This is a genomic window from Bartonella sp. SL320 (genome assembly GCF_059687635.1).
In genome coordinates this window covers 1,224,671-1,243,295 of the sequence record NZ_CM185143.1, presented here as the reverse complement: position 1 = coordinate 1,243,295, position 18,625 = coordinate 1,224,671, and the positions used below count along the sequence as shown (strand labels likewise).

The following is an 18,625-nucleotide window of genomic DNA, read 5'->3' as shown; positions in this document are numbered from 1 at the left end:
CTAGATCTGTTTTTATGTTGTTTGGGCTACAAATATATGAGATGTATTCGTTATAGTTTTTTAATAGCTGTATTTTTCATCCTCTTATGCTATAAAAAAACTGTTGTTTGAGGTATGTTAATATCAAAAAGCAGACGGGATATTGGTTGCTGATTAGAGGGCTTTGTTATTAAGCAAAGATGGGTGATGTGTAAAATGCACAGTTCATATTTTTTGTGAGGTGTATTTTTTGCTTTGTTTTATATGCTGTAAGGAGCATTTTAAAAACATGTGAGTAAGCTGTGTAAATACCTCTCTTTTTTAGATGGGGAGTATGCAAGGTGATGGGTAAATTACTATTATCAAATTCAAGATTTGCGTTTTTCAATCGAGATAAATTCTTCAAAAAATTATTCTGGCAGCTGTTGCTGAATATATGAACAAGACCATGTCTTATTTGTTCAATAAATAAGAAATACAATTCTTAAATCAGAGTGATGTTGGGAGGGGCTTTTTCCTTTTTTGAGGCGTGCGGCGAAGAAGTTGATCACGTTAAACAAGTCGATCATAAGTTTTTGTTATTGTTTCAAATATAGGACATATTGAAGAGCTTCCATTAAAATGCGGTGGAAAGTAGGTTATAGACTCCCTCAATCCTTTGTTTCTGAAATATGCATTTTTTAAAAAAGAAGTGTTGGCAGAGTTTTAGGCAATCGCATGGTGATTTCGTCTGTTTTGATGAGATTGATATCAAAATTGAGGTTGCGTAGAAATTCTTTATCGGATTACTGATCATCATGGTGTTTCCACAAGATGCTTAAGGTATCATCAAGCCATTTATGGTAATCGCGCGCTTCGTGATCTGAGGCATGAACAGAGAAAATAAAACCAGGATATCCACCAAATGCTGGTGGCGGTGGTGCAATATGATCGGTTTCAAAGAAAATTATCGTTCTGGCAGTTTGAGGATGTTGTGCAACCTTATCGAGACCTGAAAAACCGCAAAAATGTCCATAACCTTGAAGAGGAATAATGTAATTGGCAGCCACTTTTTTAGCGGGGAGTATATCGGGAAGGTCTGGGGTTTGTTCAGCTAAAGCGGCCTTCATACAGAGTTTTGCAAATGAAATACCGGTACTTTGTTCCACAATAAAATGGGAAACACCTGATCCACCGATATGAGCACCAATCTCAATGATATAAGGTAAATTATTGGCATCTAGGCGGAGCTCTACATGCGCAGCACCCATATTGATACCAAGAGCTTTAACCCCAGAGCACGCAGTCTCACATAAAGCAATCATGAGAGGATCATCTCTATCACAGCGTTGACGATAAATTGTTTCTTCAAACCATGGACCTTCCGGTTGTCCTTTGTCACCAACGGCGAGAACATGGACACCTGCTGTATCAACAAAACATTCTACGACGAATTCTTTTCCTGGCAAATACTGTTCTATTACTAAACCTATAGGTTGATTTTTATCGTTAAAACGCGCCATATCTTTATGCTGAACATTCCATACAGCTTTGACGAGATCAGGAAGTTCGGCGGAATTTTTAGCTAACATTACGCCTGTACTCGCCCATCCAGAGATGGGTTTAATGACCAATGGATAGTCCAAGGTATGTATTTGTGATAGGTCTTCTGGATTATCTATATAAAAAAATCTTGGTGTTCTAAGCCCTGCTTTAGCAAAAGTTTGACGCATGAGATATTTGTTTCGGGTTAATGCCGCTACTTTTGGCTCAATACTTGGGGTATTAATTTTTTTTGCTGCCAAAGCTGTCCATAGAATGGCTTCTTCGCGAAGGGTCATAACTCCAGCAATATTGCGTTCTTTTACGCCTGCTGCAAAAGTCTCTAAAGCTGCCTCTGGGTTTTCAAAAACAGGAAGTTGCCAAGTTGAAGTAACTGCTGTAGGTAGCTGAATAGGAGCGCTTTCAGCGCAATCATAGATCATGACTAATTCGATATTAGCGGCTTGTGCTGCTTCAAATATAAAGGATAGTTTTGCATTGCGCTGGCAAACTAACGCGAGTTTTTTCATTTTGTTTCCTCATTAAATTTGGAATTTTTAGCACGGTGTTGTCGTTGCCATGCAGATACCTTTGAGGCATCTATAAATAAGAGTGTCATTCCTATAACAGCCATGATCATGGCAATTATTTTGATTATATTGAGAGAAGTGTTTGAGCCGATGAGCCATTCACATGCAACCACTGCAAAAGGAGATAATACACCGATCGTGTTGGCGTATAATACGCCCCCTTCGGCGAGAACTTTTTGGTACAATACATAAACGGGTGCCGAGCAAACAGTTCCTAAAATCAATATTTTAAAGATATCTTCTAACTGAAGATAGAAGAGGGGGGTAGGATCAAAAATGAATAATGGCATAAATGATGCGGTAGAAATTGTCGTAATCCAAGCCAGTGAGGTGAGCAAAGGTAAATTTTTAAGATAACGTTTAGACAATAAGCCATAAGTCGAGTAAGAAAACGCCGCTGTTAAAGTAAGAGCTATGCCTATGAGACTATAAGATTCACCCTCTGTACTGTTTATATTGAATGCTATAGCCGCTATGCTGACAATGATCATACCAATAAGCTTGAACCATGAAAACATAAGACTATTCGTGAGTGTTCCCAATATATAGGTTATTCCTGGAATAGTGGCTAAAACCATGGTTAAATCACTGGCTTTGAGTGATTTTAAGGCTCCAAAGCTGCAGACAAAGTACAGTGAAAATCCTAACACTGATAGAATTAAAAAAGAAGGTATCATGGAAAGTAATGGGAGGGATCTGAAAACAGCTTTTTCACGAAAGACTGCAATCAACCATAAGGTGGCGGCAGTTGCACACAACCTCAATCCAACTGCATGCATGACGGGTATATTGCTCACCAAATTCTTAGATAATAACCAACTTATAGAAAACAATGCTAGAATGGCAAAAGTAAATAAGAATAACCGTCCTTTTAAAAAACTCAATGATTCAATTCCCCAATAACGCGCCGTGCATAATATGATGTTGAAAAATTAAATCGTGACTTTAAGGTTTGCAGTCTTCCCAGATTATTTTGGATATAATCCTTAGCCCCTGCCAAATAAGCGTCATCATCTAACGTTTCAAGTGCTTCTATATCTTCTATCATCAATGCTATTACTTCTTCAAGACGCTTTAAATCAAATTGAAGATAACCTTGATCCGTTTCAATCAATGCTTTGTTACGCATCAGTATTTCAAAAAGCAAGATATAAGAAAAATAAATTCTTTAAAAAATTATTCTAACAGCTGTTGCTAAATATATGAACAAGACCATTGTCTTGTTTGTTCAATATTAAGGATATACTTTAAAATCAGGTTGCGATGGGTAAGATTTTTTTCTTCTGCTCAGATAGAAAAATTTGTAAGATAGGAAAATAAATCAATTTAAACCTTAAATAAAATATATAGAGCTTTGAAAAAAACACTTTTTAAATATCAGAGGTGAAAACAATATGCGTGAAATTTTGAATCATTTTGATAGGACCCTGAATAAAAATAGTTTGAATAAAAGTGATCCTGTTCAGAAGACACGAAATCTTTCACGTCAACCACATCCAAAACGGTTTTATAGGGAAGTGAAGATTGCTTATGAGGAAGGGGGCTTTACAATCTTATTGGATGAACGTCCAGTTAAAACACCAGCAAAGCGTCATTTTCTTGTACCAACGGAAGTGTTTGCTGAATTCATTGCGCAAGAATTTGAGAGCCAAAAGGACATTGTTGATCCAGCCAAAATGCCTATGACGCGTCTGGTTAATACTGTTATTGATGGTATTGCTGATGATATGCAGATTGTTTTTGAAGATCTATTGCGTTTTGTTGCCTGTGATATGATCTTTTATCGTGCACAAACACCAAAAGAGTTGGTACATCGGCAATGTGAACAGTGGGATCCTTTATTGGATTGGGCCGAAGAAAAACTAGGAGCGCGGTTTTATTTAACAGAAGGGTTGATGCATGTGGAACAACCGCCAGAAGCCATTCAAGCCGTGAGTCATTATTTGCGTAATGTTGAATCTCCTTATATGCTTGCTGCACTTCATATGATGACAACCTTAACGGGATCTGCACTTATTGCGCTTGCGGTTGCTGCTGGAAAAATTGACGCGGACCATGCTTGGTCTATTGCCCATTTAGATGAAGACTGGACGATGGAACAATGGGGAACGGATAAAGAAGCAACAGCATATCGTGCGCATAAGAAAGCTGAATTTAATGCTGCTGCTACAATTGTTAGAACTTGTTTATAAGGTTAAATCTTTTATGATGTGCATTCTTTTTGATTACAGCATTTTTGTAATTTTTATAGGATTGATTTTAATTTTTTCAAGTCCGGGAAATTCTTCAGTGGTGATGTTTAAGAGCGCTTCTTCATTCCCATGAATGAAATACCAGTGGGGGTAGCCGAATTGGGGGTGATCAAGCAGCGCAATAATCTCAGTTTGAATAGAAGATTTTTGTCCAGAATTTGTTGTCGCTACAAGCTCTACAGGTATCACAAAATAAAGAACGCCATTGTCAAGCTCGCCTCCACGTCTTTGCTCTTGATTGATGTGTATGCTTTCAATTTTATAACGTTCTGTCAACCGTTCTATTTGGCTTTTCATGATTTGTCGAAATTGTGATTGACTAAGATTTTTTTTGGCTGTTAAGCTGTTGATAATTTGGGGAGGGATAGCATTTAAAATAGCATTCGCATCGGCGTTTTGAAGTGCTTTACTGTAAGCTAATATCTCCTCTTCAAAGAGACGAAATACTGGGTTTTTCATGGGGCTTGCTTGTGTTATCGGTGCGATAAAGAGCATGTATAAAAAAACGAAAAAACAAATTCGCAGCATTAGAAACCTTATTAATTTATTTGAAGAGACTCAATGCATTATAAAGGAAAAGCAGATGAGAAAAAAAGTCTCTTATGCTCTGGCATGAGACGGATATCCACAAAAATGGAGGCTTTTGCCTCCATTTTAAAAATCAAAAGAATGCATACTAATTGTTTAAACAGAATAGTACATATCAAATTCAACAGGATGCGGTGTTGTTTCATAGCGCAAGACTTCTTGCATCTTGACTTGAATAAAGGAGTTAATCTGATCATCATCAAAAACGTCGCCAGCTTTAAGAAAGCCACGATCTTTGTCGAGTGCTTCAAGTGCTTCGCGTAGACTTCCTGAAACGGTAGGGATTTCTTTGAGTTCTTTTAAGGGAAGATCATAAAGGTCCTTATCCATAGCATGGCCAGGGTGAATTTTGTTTTTGATGCCATCAAGACCAGCCATTAAGAGGGCTGCAAATGCTAAATAGGGATTTGCTGTTGGGTCTGGAAAACGCACTTCTACACGTTTTGAATTTGGCGAAGAACTCATTGGAATACGGCAAGATGCAGAACGGTTACGTGCCGAATAGGCTAGAAGGACAGGAGCTTCATAACCAGGCACCAAACGCTTATAAGAGTTTGTGGATGGATTGGTGAAGGCGTTGATTGCTTTTGCATGCTTAATAACACCACCGATAAAAAATAAGCAGGTTTCAGAGAGACCGGCATATTCATTTCCTGCAAAAATGGGTTTGCCATCTTTCCAAATGGACATGTGAACATGCATTCCAGAGCCGTTATCACCAAAAACTGGTTTGGGCATAAAGGTTGCTGTTTTCCCATAACTATTTGCTATTTGGTGCACGACATATTTGAAAATTTGCATCTTATCAGCTTCGCGAACGAGCGTATCAAAACGAATACCCAACTCATGTTGGCCTGCTGCCACTTCGTGATGGTGTTTTTCAACCTGTACACCCATATCTTTGAGTGCTGTGAGCATTTCAGAACGCATATCTTGGCAGGAATCAATCGGTGGAACAGGAAGGTAGCCCCCCTTCATTCGTGGGCGATGCCCCAGATTGCCCGTTTCATATTCTGTATCATCATTGGAGGGAAGTTCACTTGAATCGAGTTTAAATCCTGTATTGTAAGGATCTGTTTTATAACGCACGTCATCAAAGATAAAAAATTCTGCTTCTGGACCTATATTGATTGTGTCTCCAATACCTAAAGATTTCATATAAACCTCAGCTCTTTTGGCAATAGAGCGAGGATCTCTACGATAAAATTCACCAGAGACAGGATCCAGTACGTCACAAAATATGACCAAAGTAGACTGAGCAAAAAAAGGATCAATATGTGCCGTTTGGGGATCTGGCATTAAAACCATGTCAGATTCATTAATTGTTTTCCAACCAGCAATTGAAGAACCATCAAACATAACACCATCACTAAAGGTATCTTCGCTGATTTCTGCAATATCCATTGTAATGTGATGCAATTTTCCTCGTGGATCAGTAAAACGTAAATCAACAAAACGGATTTCGTTGTCTGCAATCTGTTTGATAATATCTGATGCGGTTGTCATATTCAATTTCCTTAATATGGCGTTGAGGGTAATAAAAGGTGAATTTTTCGTTGTTTATTAAAGAGCATCGGTCCCAGTTTCGTCAGTGCCTATACGAATGGCATCATCAATAGAAAAAACAAATATCTTTCCATCTCCTATATGTTTTGTTTGTGCTGCTTTGCGTATTGCATCAACAGTTTGTTCTAGTTTTTCATCGGATACAACAATTTCAATCTTTACTTTAGGCAGAAAGTCAACAACATACTTTGTACCACGATAAAGTTCTGTATGCTCTCTTTGACGACCAAAACCTTTCGCTTCGGTTACTGTAATACCATGTAGTCCAATTTTTTGAAGCGCTTCTTTTACTTCATCAAGTTTGAAAGGTTTTATAATGGCTTCAATTTTTTTCATGCTGAAATTATCTCCAACGTTATTTTGTCTTTTTAGACTTCATCACATTATATTGACAACTGTAAGATGTCCAACAGATACTTTTTGCACAAAAAGTCGAAAATGATGATATTCTATGCTTTTGGAGAAGCGTTTCTTTTGTGTTGAATACTGCGTTGACTTATAAGGATACTTAGATTTCTTTCGCATTGAATAAGAAAGTTTAGTAGCGTAAGCTTTTTATCATCTTAAATCTTTTTTATCGTCAATCAATCAAAACAACATCTTCGTATAGCATAAATAATACAGGTGTGTGGATAAAAACGATTAAGAGAGAAATAAAATGCCTATTATGAGCGGAATTTCAAATGCAAGGGCTTTGGAGTGTCGATGGTGGGGGGTAGCAAGTATTGGAAAATATAATGATAGTGCCGATTTGCTCGGTCATAAGTATAAAGACATTGCTGTACCATAATGGAGGTATCAGATTATCAGTTGGAGGGGATATCGTGAAATGGACTTGAGAGAATTGAGAATTTTTTTAAACAAGCGTCAGGAATTGGCAACGCAAATATAGTCCATTTGGAGCGTTTCGTATTCCGTGAGATGCTCATTAATAATATGGTTGATAAAAGTATGAAGCTATGCGTAATTTTCATGATAAGATATGATTGTGGATGCTTTTGAAGATCATTCAGATGAATTAAAAGGAGATATGAAAACTTTATTTATATCTTTAACACTTCAGATCCTTTTAAAATGAGACTGTTTGATCGTTTCAGATATAAACAAAGAGAGAAAAGAAACACAATTATGTGCGCATTCCTATTTGTCAATAGGAAAACTGAGACTGCTTATAAAGCACTAAATTGTTTCAGTTTTTATTTCAGATATGCTGCTATACTGAAATAAGATGTTGCTTTATAAGCAACAATAAAAGTACAAGCTTTGTTCGTATGCTGTATTTTACAAGGTAAGCCTTTTTAAGAGTTGGAATTGTAGAGAGATTGACGCCGTAAAACATCTTTGAGAAATTTTCCCGTATAGGAAGCGGGAACCTTAATAATGTCTTCAGGGCGTCCAATTGCAACGATTTCTCCACCGCGATCTCCACCTTCTGGTCCTAAATCAATAATCCAGTCGGCTGTTTTGATAACGTCAAGGTTATGTTCAATGACGATGACGGTGTTGCCTTGCTCGACCAGTTCATGGAGCACTTCAAGAAGTTTGGAAATATCGTGAAAATGTAAACCTGTCGTTGGTTCATCCAAAATATAAAGTGTACGTCCCGTTGTCTTGCGTGAAAGTTCTTTTGCAAGTTTTACACGTTGTGCTTCCCCACCAGAAAGCGTGGTGGCTTGCTGTCCTACTTTTATGTACCCCAGTCCCACTTTAATGAGGGTTTCCATTTTATTATGAATAGCGGGAACAGCGTGGAAAAATTCCTCTGCCTTTTCGATGGTCATATCCAAAATATCAGCGATAGATTGTCCTTTGAATTTTATTTCTAGTGTTTCTCGATTATAGCGCTTTCCTTTACAGACATCACAAGTCACATAGACATCCGGTAAAAAGTGCATTTCAATTTTGATGACTCCATCACCTTGACAGGCTTCGCAGCGTCCTCCTTTAACATTAAATGAAAAACGCCCTGCTTTATAACCACGGGCTTTTGATTCTGGAAGTTCGGCAAACCAGTCACGAATAGGGGTAAACGCACCTGTATAGGTTGCGGGATTAGAACGTGGGGTGCGGCCAATGGGAGATTGGTTGATATCGATGACTTTATCCAGAAATTCTAAGCCTTCAATTTTATCATAGCTGGCAGGGCTGTGATGGCTGCCCATGATCTGATGGGAAGCCGCTTTGAAAAGCGTTTCAATAAGAAATGTTGATTTTCCTCCTCCAGAAACACCGGTGACGCATGTGAAGGTTCCAAGAGGAATGTTCGTACTGATATTTTTAAGGTTATTGCCTTTGGCGCCAATGACTTTAAGGGTTTTAGATTTTGATATTTTGCGTCGTTGAGGCGGCATTTTAACAGTCATTTTTCCTGAAAGATATTGACCTGTGAGAGAGGCTGGATTCTCTATAATTTCTTGCGGTGTCCCTTGCGCTATGATTTCACCACCATGAACGCCCGCAGCAGGGCCCATATCGACAACATGGTCTGCTGTGAGAATAGCATCTTCATCATGTTCAACGACAATGACTGTATTGCCAAGATCGCGCAAATGCCGTAGCATTTCCAAAAGACGTTCGTTATCACGTTGATGTAAACCGATGGATGGTTCGTCTAAAATATAAAGGACCCCTGTAAGACCAGAACCAATCTGGGAGGCTAATCGAATGCGTTGGCTTTCTCCTCCTGAAAGGGTTCCTGAATTTCGAGATAAGGTAAGATATTCCAATCCTACATGGTTTAAAAAAGCTAAGCGTTCGCGAATTTCTTTTAAAATACGTGTGGCGATATTACGTTGTTTTTCCGTGAGATATTGATGGATATTGGCAAACCAATCATCTGCTTTGAGAATAGAAAGATCTGATATTTGTCCAATATGCATCCCATGGATTTTTACAGCAAGTGCCTCTGGTTTTAAACGATAACCATGACAGGCTGGGCAAGGTGAAGAAGACATATAACGCTCAATTTCTTCACGGGACCAAGCAGAATCGGTCTCTTTCCAGCGCCTCTCCATATTGGGGATGATTCCTTCAAAAGATTGAGTTATTTTATGTGAACCAGAATTATTTTTGTAGATAAAAGAGATTTCATTTCCTTTTGTACCGTAGAGAATAGCTTGTTGTGCTTCATGAGAGAGTGCATACCATTGATCTGTGAGTTTGAAACCGTAAGCTTTCCCTAATGCTTCTAAGGTTTGGCTATAATAAAGTGAATCTGATTTAGCCCAAGGTGCAATGGCTCCGCCTTTTAAGGTAAGATTTTTATTGGGCACAATTTTCAGTGGGTCCATTGCCTTTTTGATGCCCAACCCATCACAAAGGGGACAGGCGCCAAAAGGATTATTGAACGAAAAAAGACGAGGTTCAATTTCAGGGATAGAGAAACCTGATACAGGGCAGGAAAACTTTTCTGAAAAAAGAATCCGTTTGTGTGTGTCATTTTTTGACTTATGAGCAGATTCTTTTGTCGTTTCTTTTTGTGCCAAGGGTTGGTCTGCCATTTCAGCAATGGCAAGTCCATTGGCTAGCTGTAAACAAGTCTCTATACTATCAGCCAAGCGAGAGGTAATATCCTTTTGTACAACAATGCGGTCTACCACGACATCGATGTCATGTTTATATTTTTTATCAAGAGGCGGAATATCAGGGATTTCATAGAATGTTCCATCAACTTTAGCGCGTTGAAATCCTTTTTTTAGAAGTTCTGTTAGCTCTTTTTTATATTCTCCTTTTCGACCTCGCACTAAGGGAGCCATAATAAAAATTCGTGTTCCTTCTGGTAAGGCCATAATTTGATCAACCATTTGGCTTACCGTTTGACTTTCAATAGGAAGTCCTGTTGCAGGAGAATGAGGAATACCAATACGGGCAAAGAGAAGACGCATATAGTCGTGGATTTCAGTGACAGTACCGACCGTGGAGCGAGGATTGCGGCTGGTTGTCTTTTGTTCAATGGAGATAGCAGGCGAAAGGCCGTCGATACGGTCAACATCGGGTTTTTGCATAACTTCGAGAAATTGACGTGCATAAGCCGAAAGACTTTCGACATAACGGCGTTGTCCTTCAGCGTAAATTGTATCAAAGGCTAAGGATGATTTACCAGAACCAGAAAGTCCTGTGATAACAATAAGTTTATCACGAGGGAGATCGAGATCAATATTTTTGAGGTTATGCTCACGTGCACCGCGAATGGAGATATATTTTTGATGAGTCATATTTTATCCTTGGCATGTGTGACAAAAATTGAGCCTCTAAAACGGAATAAAACTGTTTTTTTTAAATTACAATGTGTTTAACTGCTTTAACGCAGAAAGAAGGTATAGGTTTTATAGAAAGAAAAATACAAATAAGCAGGTTTTTATTCTCTACTGATGGAATAAACTATGCGTTGTTATCATATTTTGTTATAGTTATGCGGATACAACCTTGGAAAGGATAGCAATATCCATATTGAAGGTCAATTACAGACATGTAAATTGAAGGTCAAGATGTTTATAATTGTTCTATAATAGACTATTTACGAATTAAAATTTTGGAGTTTATGCGATGGCTGGTAGCCTTAATAAAGTTATTTTGATTGGTAATCTCGGGGCAGATCCTGAAATCCGCCGTTTGAATTCAGGAGATCAAGTGGCAAATTTGCGTATTGCTACCTCGGAAAGTTGGCGTGATCGGAATACAAATGAGCGAAAAGAACGCACCGAGTGGCATAATATTGTTATTTTTAATGAAAACCTTGTCAAAGTTGCAGAGCAATATTTAAAAAAAGGCAGCAAAATTTATATTGAGGGGCAGTTACAGACACGAAAATGGCAAGATCAAAATGGCAATGATCGTTATACAACAGAGATTGTTTTGCAAAAATATCGTGGTGAATTGCAAATGCTTGATGGACGTGGAGGAGCGAGTGGGGAGCAGGGAGCAAGTCAAGGGGGCAATTACAGTGGTAGCTTTGCGGATAGTAGCTCAAATCAGAGAAATACTTTTGGTCAGAATAATAGCCAAGCAGGAGAAAGCTTTTCTCATAAATTAGATGATGATGTACCTTTCTAAGATTCTTTGAAATTACAAGATTACGATTTCTTTATGGTTTGTTTGTTTCAGATTTTTAGAAGTTTAGAGAAGTGGAAACTGTTCATTATTGGTTATTTTTAATAGAAATTAATAACATCTTGAAAAATATTGTTAAATTCATCCTTTGTTATGAGAGAGAAAATAGCATTCTAGTGTATTTTTCGATATAAATAAGGCCAAATGATTCTTTAATGATTCTTTAACATTTGAAAGTTTTGAAATTGTGACCGATCTTATTCCACAGCCAGAACGTGATGTGCTGACCGGTATTGAACCAATCAGTATTATTGATGAAATGCAACGCTCTTATCTCGATTATGCGATGAGCGTAATTGTCTCGCGTGCACTCCCTGATGTCCGTGATGGTCTTAAACCTGTTCATCGACGTATCCTACATGCGATGAATGAGATGGGGCTTGTTTTTAATAAGCCATTTCGTAAATCTGCTGGTGTTGTTGGGGAGGTTATGGGTAAATTCCATCCCCATGGTGATGCTTCGATTTATGATGCCTTGGTGCGTATGGCGCAGGACTTCTCTTTAAGAAATCCATTGATTGATGGTCAGGGGAATTTTGGTTCCGTTGACGGTGATCCTCCCGCGGCAATGCGCTATACTGAGTGTCGTTTAGAAAAAGTTTCAGAAGCGCTTTTGGCTGATATTGACAAAGATACGGTTGACTTTCAGGATAATTATGATGGACGTGAACGTGAACCGGTTGTCTTACCAGCCCGTTTTCCTAATCTTTTGGTTAACGGATCAGGGGGGATTGCTGTGGGAATGGCAACCAATATTCCGCCCCATAATCTTGGTGAAGTTGTGGATGGTTGTATTGCTCTGATTGATAATCCTGCTATCACACTCGATCAAATTATTGAAATTATTCCTGGTCCAGACTTTCCTACAGGGGGGATTATCCTCGGCCATTCTGGTGTTCGTTCAGCTTATGAAACAGGACGTGGCTCAATTATTATGCGTGCTAAAGTTGATATTGAAGAAATTCGCAATGGTCGCCAGGCCATCATTGTGAGTGAGATTCCTTATCAAGTTAATAAGGCAACGATGATTGAGAAAATGGCCGAATTGGTGCGTGATAAGCGCATTGAGGGAATTTCTGATTTGCGTGATGAATCTGATCGTGATGGGTATCGTGTCGTTATTGAGTTGAAGAAAGATGTTGTTGCGGAAGTTGTTTTAAACCAATTATATCGTTATACGCCGCTGCAAACTTCTTTTGGTTGTAATATGGTGGCGTTGAATGGGGGAAAACCTGAACAAATGACGTTGCTTGATATGCTTCGTGCATTTGTTTCTTTTCGGGAAGAGGTTGTTAGCCGACGGACAAAATATCTTTTGCGTAAGGCACGTGAACGGGCCCACGTTTTGGTGGGGCTTGCTCTTGCGGTTGCCAATATTGATGAAATCATAGCACTTATTCGCAAAGCTCCTGATCCACAGACAGCACGTACACAATTAATGGAACGACGCTGGCCAGCGATGGATGTTGCGCCTTTGATTAGACTTATTGATGATCCCCGTCATATTATTCATGAGGATGGTACTTATAATCTCTCTGAAGAGCAAGCACGTGCTATTTTAGAATTGCGTTTGCAACGGTTAACAGCTCTTGGGCGTGATGAAATTGCTGATGAATTGAATAAAATTGGCGTGGATATTGCTGATTATCTCGATATTTTGGCATCGCGTGTACGAATACTTCGTATTGTTAAGGACGAATTGAGTGCTCTTCGTGAGGAATTTGCAACGCCGCGACGGACCGTATTTGGTTTTGGTAGTGCTGAGATGGAGAGTGAGGATCTCATTGCGCCAGAGGATATGGTGGTAACGGTGAGCCATAGCGGCTATATTAAACGTGTCCCTCTTAATACCTACCGTGCACAACGCCGTGGCGGTAAAGGACGTTCTGGTATGTCCACGAAGGATGAGGATTTTGTAACGCGCTTGTTTGTCGCCAATACGCATACGCCAGTCCTTTTCTTTTCATCACGGGGCATTGTTTATAAGGAAAAAGTTTGGCGACTACCGTTAGGGACACCGCAATCGCGTGGGCGGGCTTTGATCAATATGCTTCCCTTACAACAAGGCGAACGCATTACAACGATTATGCCTTTACCTGAAGATGAAGCGAGCTGGAGTGCATTGGATATCATGTTTGCGACAACACGTGGAACTGTGCGTCGTAATAAGTTATCAGATTTTGTTCAGGTTAATCGTAATGGTAAAATTGCCATGAAACTTGATGAAGAAGATGAAATTCTTTCTGTTGAAACCTGTACAGAACATGATGATGTCGTTCTCACAACAGCAAATGGGCAATGTATTCGTTTTCCTGTTGTAGATGTTCGTGTTTTTGCAGGGCGTAATTCTGTGGGGGTTCGTGGTATTAATTTGGCCAAAGGCGATAAAGTCATTTCAATGACAATCTTAGAGCATGTTGAGGCGACGTCTGTTGAGCGTTCTGCCTATATTAAACGTGTGATGAATGAACGGCGTGCTGCTGGTGCGGATACTGATATTGAAGATATTGTCACTCTTGATGAAGAAGATGAGGGACTTGCAACAGAGTTAACAGATGAACGTTATGCAGAACTCCATGCACGTGAACAAATGCTTTTGACGGTGAGTGAATTTGGTTATGGTAAACGCTCTTCTTCCTATGAATTCCGGATTTCGGGACGTGGGGGAAAGGGGATTCGTGCAACAGATCCATCTAAAACAGCTGAAATTGGTAAATTAGTCGCGGCTTTTCCGGTGAAGGCGCAAGATCAAATTATGTTGGTTTCAGATGGGGGACAGCTTATTCGCGTCCCTGTTGAGGGAATTCGCACTGCGGGTCGTTCAACGAAGGGGGTGACGATTTTTAATACAGCCGAAGGTGAAAGAGTTGTGTCGGTTGAGCGTATTTCTGAACCTGAAGATGATACGCGTTCATTAGAGGATGAAGATAGGCAGCATTCTGATACAGTTGATATGAACGAAGAAAAATAAATTTGAAGAGGGTGGAGTAAAATCGTGAAAATTGCTTTTTATGCTGGTTCCTTTGATCCTCTTACAAACGGTCATCTTGATGTTTTGAAAGGGTGTTTTGTCTTAGCTGATAAGGTGATTGTCGCTATAGGTATACAGGCGAGTAAAAAAACATTCTTTAGTTTTGAAGAGCGCGTTGATTTTATTACACAGGTCGGGAAAGATTTTTTTGGTGCCGATTCTGATCGGTTGCAGGTTCTTTCATTTAATAACCTTCTCATTGAGAAGGCGCGTGAAGTTGGCGCTTCGTTTCTCATTCGTGGGTTGCGTGATGGTACTGATCTTGATTATGAAATGCAAATGGCAGGGATGAATGCTATTATGGCCCCTGAATTGCAAACTGTTTTTTTGCCGGCAAGCGTTTCTGGACGTGCGATAACGTCTACATTGGTTCGTCAAATTGCTTCTATGGGAGGGGATGTGACACCGTTTGTGCCGCCCAATATTGCACAAGCTTTACATTCGAAATTTCAGTCTTTTAAAGGTGAATAATTGTGTTTCGTAGATTCTTTGCTATTTTGATATGTGTTTTTTGCTTTTTTTCATGGCACGCTGTTGCTGATGATTCTAACTCAGCAAGTCATGCAAGCCTTCTTGTTTTATCTCTCAAAGACGGTGACGTTATTATTCGTCTGCGTCCTGATTTGGCGCCAAAGCATGTTGCGCAAATCAAGAAACTAACAGAAGAGGGGGCTTATAATAATGTTGTGTTTCATCGCGTTATTCCTGGCTTTATGGCACAAACTGGTGATGTGAAGTTTGGAAAAAAAGGCAGTAGAGATTTTGATCTAAAACGTGTTGGTATGGGAGGCTCAGATTATCCCAATATACCAGCTGAATTTTCAAAGCAGCCGTTTAAACGCGGTACTGTTGGGATGGCACGTTCACAAGATCCAGATTCAGCAAATTCTCAATTTTTCATTTGTTTTGATGATGCATCTTTTTTAAATGGTCAGTATACGGTTGTTGGGGAGGTTATAAAGGGGATGGATGTTGTTGATAAAATAAAAAAAGGGTCCACAAGTAATAATGGATCTGTAAAAAATCCTGATGTTATTCATGCTGCTATTTTACAAGTTGAGAAATAAATCAAGAAATAAATCAAAGGAGCTTTCCATATGGCTGAGAATAAAAATCCAGAAAATACTTTAATTCTTGAAACAACGAAAGGCAGGGTTGTCATTGAGCTTTTTGCTGATTTAGCGCCTCATCATGTGGCACGTATTAAAGAGCTTGTCCGTGAAGGTGCTTATGATAATGTTATTTTTCATCGTGTTATTGATGGTTTTATGGCGCAGACTGGTGATGTGCAATTTGGAAAAAAGGATGGTGAAAAATTTGATTTATCACGTGCAGGTATGGGCGGTTCAGAAAAACCAAATTTAACAGCAGAGTTTTCCAATCTTTCTCATAAGCGTGGTACAGTTTCTATGGCACGGAGTCAGAATCCAAATTCTGCTAATTCGCAGTTTTTTATTTGTTTTGCCGATGCTCCGTGGCTTGATCGTCAATATTCCATATGGGGGAGGGTCGTTGAAGGTATGGAAAATGTTGATAAAATTAAGCGTGGTGAACCCGTTATCGATCCTGATGCAATTACCAAAGCTGTTATTGCAGCGGATGAACAATAATATAAATCATACGTGTTTCAATTTTAGATTTTTAGGAAAAATACTCTTTTCTGATTAATAAAGGCATGCGGGATTTTTTATAGTATCACGCCTAATTTTCATATTTTCGAGCCAAGAATTGTCTGTATATTTCCTTCAATTTGATTTTCACGAATATGGTGCCAATGATTTGTACGAACAGTTGTTAGGATAAGAAAAAGTAAAGTCCGTTGTGTTAGGGTTGTTATTTTGCGAAGCTTTTTATAAAAGTTGGTACTTCTCTTCGATGTATTGCCGATCTTTTAATGGTTTTATGATGTTATTTTTCTAAAAAAGTACGTGCTTTTGTTGCTGCTTGTATATCAATATTCAAGTCTCATGCTGTAGCATGTTTGAAATACATATTGAGAATGGATAAGAGTCTAGTTGCTTCAGTGTTTGGTGAAAACATGAGCGTATTGTTCCTTATTGGCATAATCTTTAAAAACAGGAAGATTGCTTAATTTAGGGAGAATATAAAGGCGTAAAGATGAATACAAAAAGTTAGATGTGTTATTTGCTTTTTAATTCAGCTTTATTTTTTTATGCTCGTTGAGTGAATCACAAATTAATTCATAAAATTTATGGTAATGCTTCGTAAGGAAGATATCTTATCTCTTTCTATGAGAGATATGCATTGATGGAATCAAAAAGATAAGAGTGATGATAAAGACATTTCATTATAGAAAAATTGCTCAAGATGGATGTGCGCGTCGAGGCGAAATTATTACTGGACGGGGGTGTGTTCGCACACCTGCTTTTATGCCTGTGGGGACAGCAGGAACTGTTAAGGCTATGTATATGGATCAAATACGTGATCTTGGGGCGGATATTATTTTGGGGAATACTTATCATTTAATGTTACGTCCAGGAGCTGAACGTGTTGCACGTTTAGGGGGATTACATGAATTTTCACGCTGGAATGGACCTATTTTAACCGATTCTGGTGGTTTTCAGGTTATGTCATTGGCGGGCATCCGTAAAATTACTGAACAAGGTGTGATTTTTCGCTCTTATATTAATGGAGCTTATTATGAAATGAGTCCAGAGCGTTCTATCGAAATTCAAGGACTTCTTGGTGCCGATATCCAGATGCAGTTGGATCAATGTATTGCATTACCAGCCACTGAAAAAGAGATGGAAGAAGCTATGGAACTTTCATTGCGGTGGGCACAACGTTGTAAAACAGCTTTTGGGAATCAGCCAGATAAAGCAATGTTTGGGATTGTTCAAGGTGGTGATAATACGAAACTGCGTGAGCGTTCCGCTCAAGCATTAAAAGAAATGGATTTAAAGGGATACGCGATTGGAGGGCTTGCTGTTGGTGAGCCGCAGAGTGTTATGACAGCAGTGTTGGACGCTACGTGTCCGATGTTACCAGAGGATAAACCACGCTATCTTATGGGGGTGGGAACTCCTGATGATATTTTACAAAGTGTTGCGCGTGGTGTTGATATGTTTGATTGTGTTATGCCGACGCGTGCAGGGCGTCATGGTTTAGCTTTTACACGCTTTGGTAGGATTAATTTACGGAATGCACGTTATGCAGAAGATCCCCACCCTCTTGATCCACAGTCACTTTGTCCGGCAGCAAATGATTACAGCTGTGCTTATTTACATCATTTGATAAAATCTGGTGAATCTCTAGGTGGTATGTTGTTGACTTGGAATAATCTTTTTTATTACCAACAACTGATGCAAGAAATTCGTGATGCCATTGAAGAAGGCTGTTATGCTGATTTTTGTGCTGAAACGCGTGCTCTATGGGCACAAGGACGCTAAATATATATTATCTGATATAGCACTTTATTTGTTTATTCAATTTATCTTTTTACTTACAAACTTTACGAAGAAATGAAACTACAAAACTTTTCAAAAATATAAAATTGCACTATTTTAAAACGTAAAGGTACTACTTTATGGGATACATATTTTTTTATCATTATCATAAAAAAACAGAAACTGTTACTCCGGTACGCGCTACCTGATCCGGAGAAAAACAGTTTGTTTCTGTTTCTGCAGACTGTTTAAAGCAACAATGTTAATGAGGCGTTAGCGAACTCTTAAAGAAGTATGAAAATTGTACTTTTATGCGTTTCTTTGTGTTTTCTATTGATTAAGGTAAATAATTTGTTATATAAGTTATAACATGTAATTTATTAGAAAATTACAATAATGATAAAATAATGTTATATCATTTAAAGTTTATAATTTTATGTTTTTATTATTTTTATATAATTATACTTTTATAAAAGATCGATAAATACATTTAACTGAAAATATTATATTAATTTTATTCTCTATTGATAAAGTTTATAAGAAAATAAGTCATAATATATTACGTAAATATTTCAAATTTAC

Annotated in this window: 14 protein-coding genes and 1 pseudogene; 8 read left to right on the top strand and 7 right to left on the bottom strand. The window is 38.5% G+C overall.

From position 1 onward, the window contains the following. Nucleotides 1-764 precede the first annotated feature (764 nt). From AC6ER8_RS05140 to AC6ER8_RS05130, 3 genes are all read right to left on the bottom strand, one after another. Nucleotides 765-2,030, bottom strand: coding sequence for an ATP-grasp domain-containing protein (locus AC6ER8_RS05140; protein ID WP_497077686.1), 1,266 nt, complete (start codon nt 2,028-2,030; stop codon nt 765-767). Beyond that, a complete protein-coding gene (locus AC6ER8_RS05135; RefSeq protein WP_497079613.1) occupies nt 2,027-2,887 on the bottom strand; it encodes a DMT family transporter in 861 nt (286 codons plus the stop codon). Before AC6ER8_RS05135 ends, AC6ER8_RS05140 begins: the two co-directional genes overlap by 4 nt. Nucleotides 2,888-2,970: 83 nt before the next feature. Next, nucleotides 2,971-3,219, bottom strand: coding sequence for a hypothetical protein (locus AC6ER8_RS05130; protein ID WP_497077685.1), 249 nt, complete (start codon nt 3,217-3,219; stop codon nt 2,971-2,973). A 265-nt stretch (nt 3,220-3,484) separates the two neighbouring features. On the opposite strand from AC6ER8_RS05130, the gene AC6ER8_RS05125 reads away from it, so the two are divergent. Further along, nucleotides 3,485-4,282, top strand: a complete 798-nt coding sequence (locus AC6ER8_RS05125) for an ATP12 family chaperone protein (RefSeq protein WP_497077684.1) — start codon at nt 3,485-3,487, stop codon at nt 4,280-4,282. Between the two features lie 33 nt (nt 4,283-4,315). Here AC6ER8_RS05125 and AC6ER8_RS05120 read toward each other — a convergent pair whose 3' ends face one another. The 3 genes from AC6ER8_RS05120 to AC6ER8_RS05110 form a co-directional block, all read right to left on the bottom strand. Beyond that, complete coding sequence (locus AC6ER8_RS05120) at nt 4,316-4,870, bottom strand: hypothetical protein (RefSeq protein ID WP_497077683.1); 555 nt, start codon at nt 4,868-4,870, stop codon at nt 4,316-4,318. A 156-nt stretch (nt 4,871-5,026) separates the two neighbouring features. After that, entirely contained in the window at nt 5,027-6,436 is a 1,410-nt protein-coding gene (gene glnA, locus AC6ER8_RS05115; RefSeq protein WP_497077682.1) for a type I glutamate--ammonia ligase, read from the bottom strand. Nucleotides 6,437-6,493: 57 nt separating this feature from the next. Further along, a complete protein-coding gene (locus tag AC6ER8_RS05110) occupies nt 6,494-6,832 on the bottom strand; it encodes a P-II family nitrogen regulator (RefSeq protein WP_497077681.1) in 339 nt (112 codons plus the stop codon). 322 nt (nt 6,833-7,154) lie between these two features. On the opposite strand from AC6ER8_RS05110, the gene AC6ER8_RS05105 reads away from it, so the two are divergent. Continuing rightward, entirely contained in the window at nt 7,155-7,286 is a 132-nt protein-coding gene (locus AC6ER8_RS05105; protein WP_497077680.1) for a hypothetical protein, read from the top strand. A 508-nt stretch (nt 7,287-7,794) separates the two neighbouring features. On the opposite strand, the gene uvrA is transcribed toward AC6ER8_RS05105, so the two are convergent. Continuing rightward, a complete protein-coding gene (uvrA, locus tag AC6ER8_RS05100; RefSeq protein WP_497077679.1) occupies nt 7,795-10,710 on the bottom strand; it encodes an excinuclease ABC subunit UvrA in 2,916 nt (971 codons plus the stop codon). 331 nt (nt 10,711-11,041) lie between these two features. Between uvrA and ssb the strand changes: the two genes are divergently transcribed. The 6 genes and pseudogenes from ssb to tgt all read left to right on the top strand — a co-directional run bounded on the left by ssb (nt 11,042) and on the right by tgt (nt 18,046). After that, a complete protein-coding gene (gene ssb, locus AC6ER8_RS05095) occupies nt 11,042-11,548 on the top strand; it encodes a single-stranded DNA-binding protein (protein ID WP_497077678.1) in 507 nt (168 codons plus the stop codon). A gap of 244 nt (nt 11,549-11,792) precedes the next feature. Further along, nucleotides 11,793-14,576 carry a DNA gyrase subunit A gene (gyrA, locus tag AC6ER8_RS05090; protein WP_497077677.1) on the top strand — a complete coding sequence of 928 codons (2,784 nt, stop codon included), beginning with the start codon at nt 11,793-11,795 and terminating at the stop codon, nt 14,574-14,576. Nucleotides 14,577-14,600: 24 nt separating this feature from the next. Next, nucleotides 14,601-15,120 (top strand): annotated as a pseudogene (coaD, locus tag AC6ER8_RS05085) (pantetheine-phosphate adenylyltransferase). Continuing rightward, nucleotides 15,110-15,703, top strand: a complete 594-nt coding sequence (locus AC6ER8_RS05080; protein ID WP_497077676.1) for a peptidylprolyl isomerase — start codon at nt 15,110-15,112, stop codon at nt 15,701-15,703. Before coaD ends, AC6ER8_RS05080 begins: the two are co-directional and overlap by 11 nt. A 30-nt stretch (nt 15,704-15,733) precedes the next feature. After that, nucleotides 15,734-16,246, top strand: coding sequence for a peptidylprolyl isomerase (locus tag AC6ER8_RS05075; protein ID WP_497077675.1), 513 nt, complete (start codon nt 15,734-15,736; stop codon nt 16,244-16,246). A 681-nt stretch (nt 16,247-16,927) separates the two neighbouring features. Next, nucleotides 16,928-18,046 carry a tRNA guanosine(34) transglycosylase Tgt gene (tgt, locus tag AC6ER8_RS05070; protein ID WP_497077674.1) on the top strand — a complete coding sequence of 373 codons (1,119 nt, stop codon included), beginning with the start codon at nt 16,928-16,930 and terminating at the stop codon, nt 18,044-18,046. The last annotated feature ends 579 nt before the right edge of the window (nt 18,047-18,625 follow it).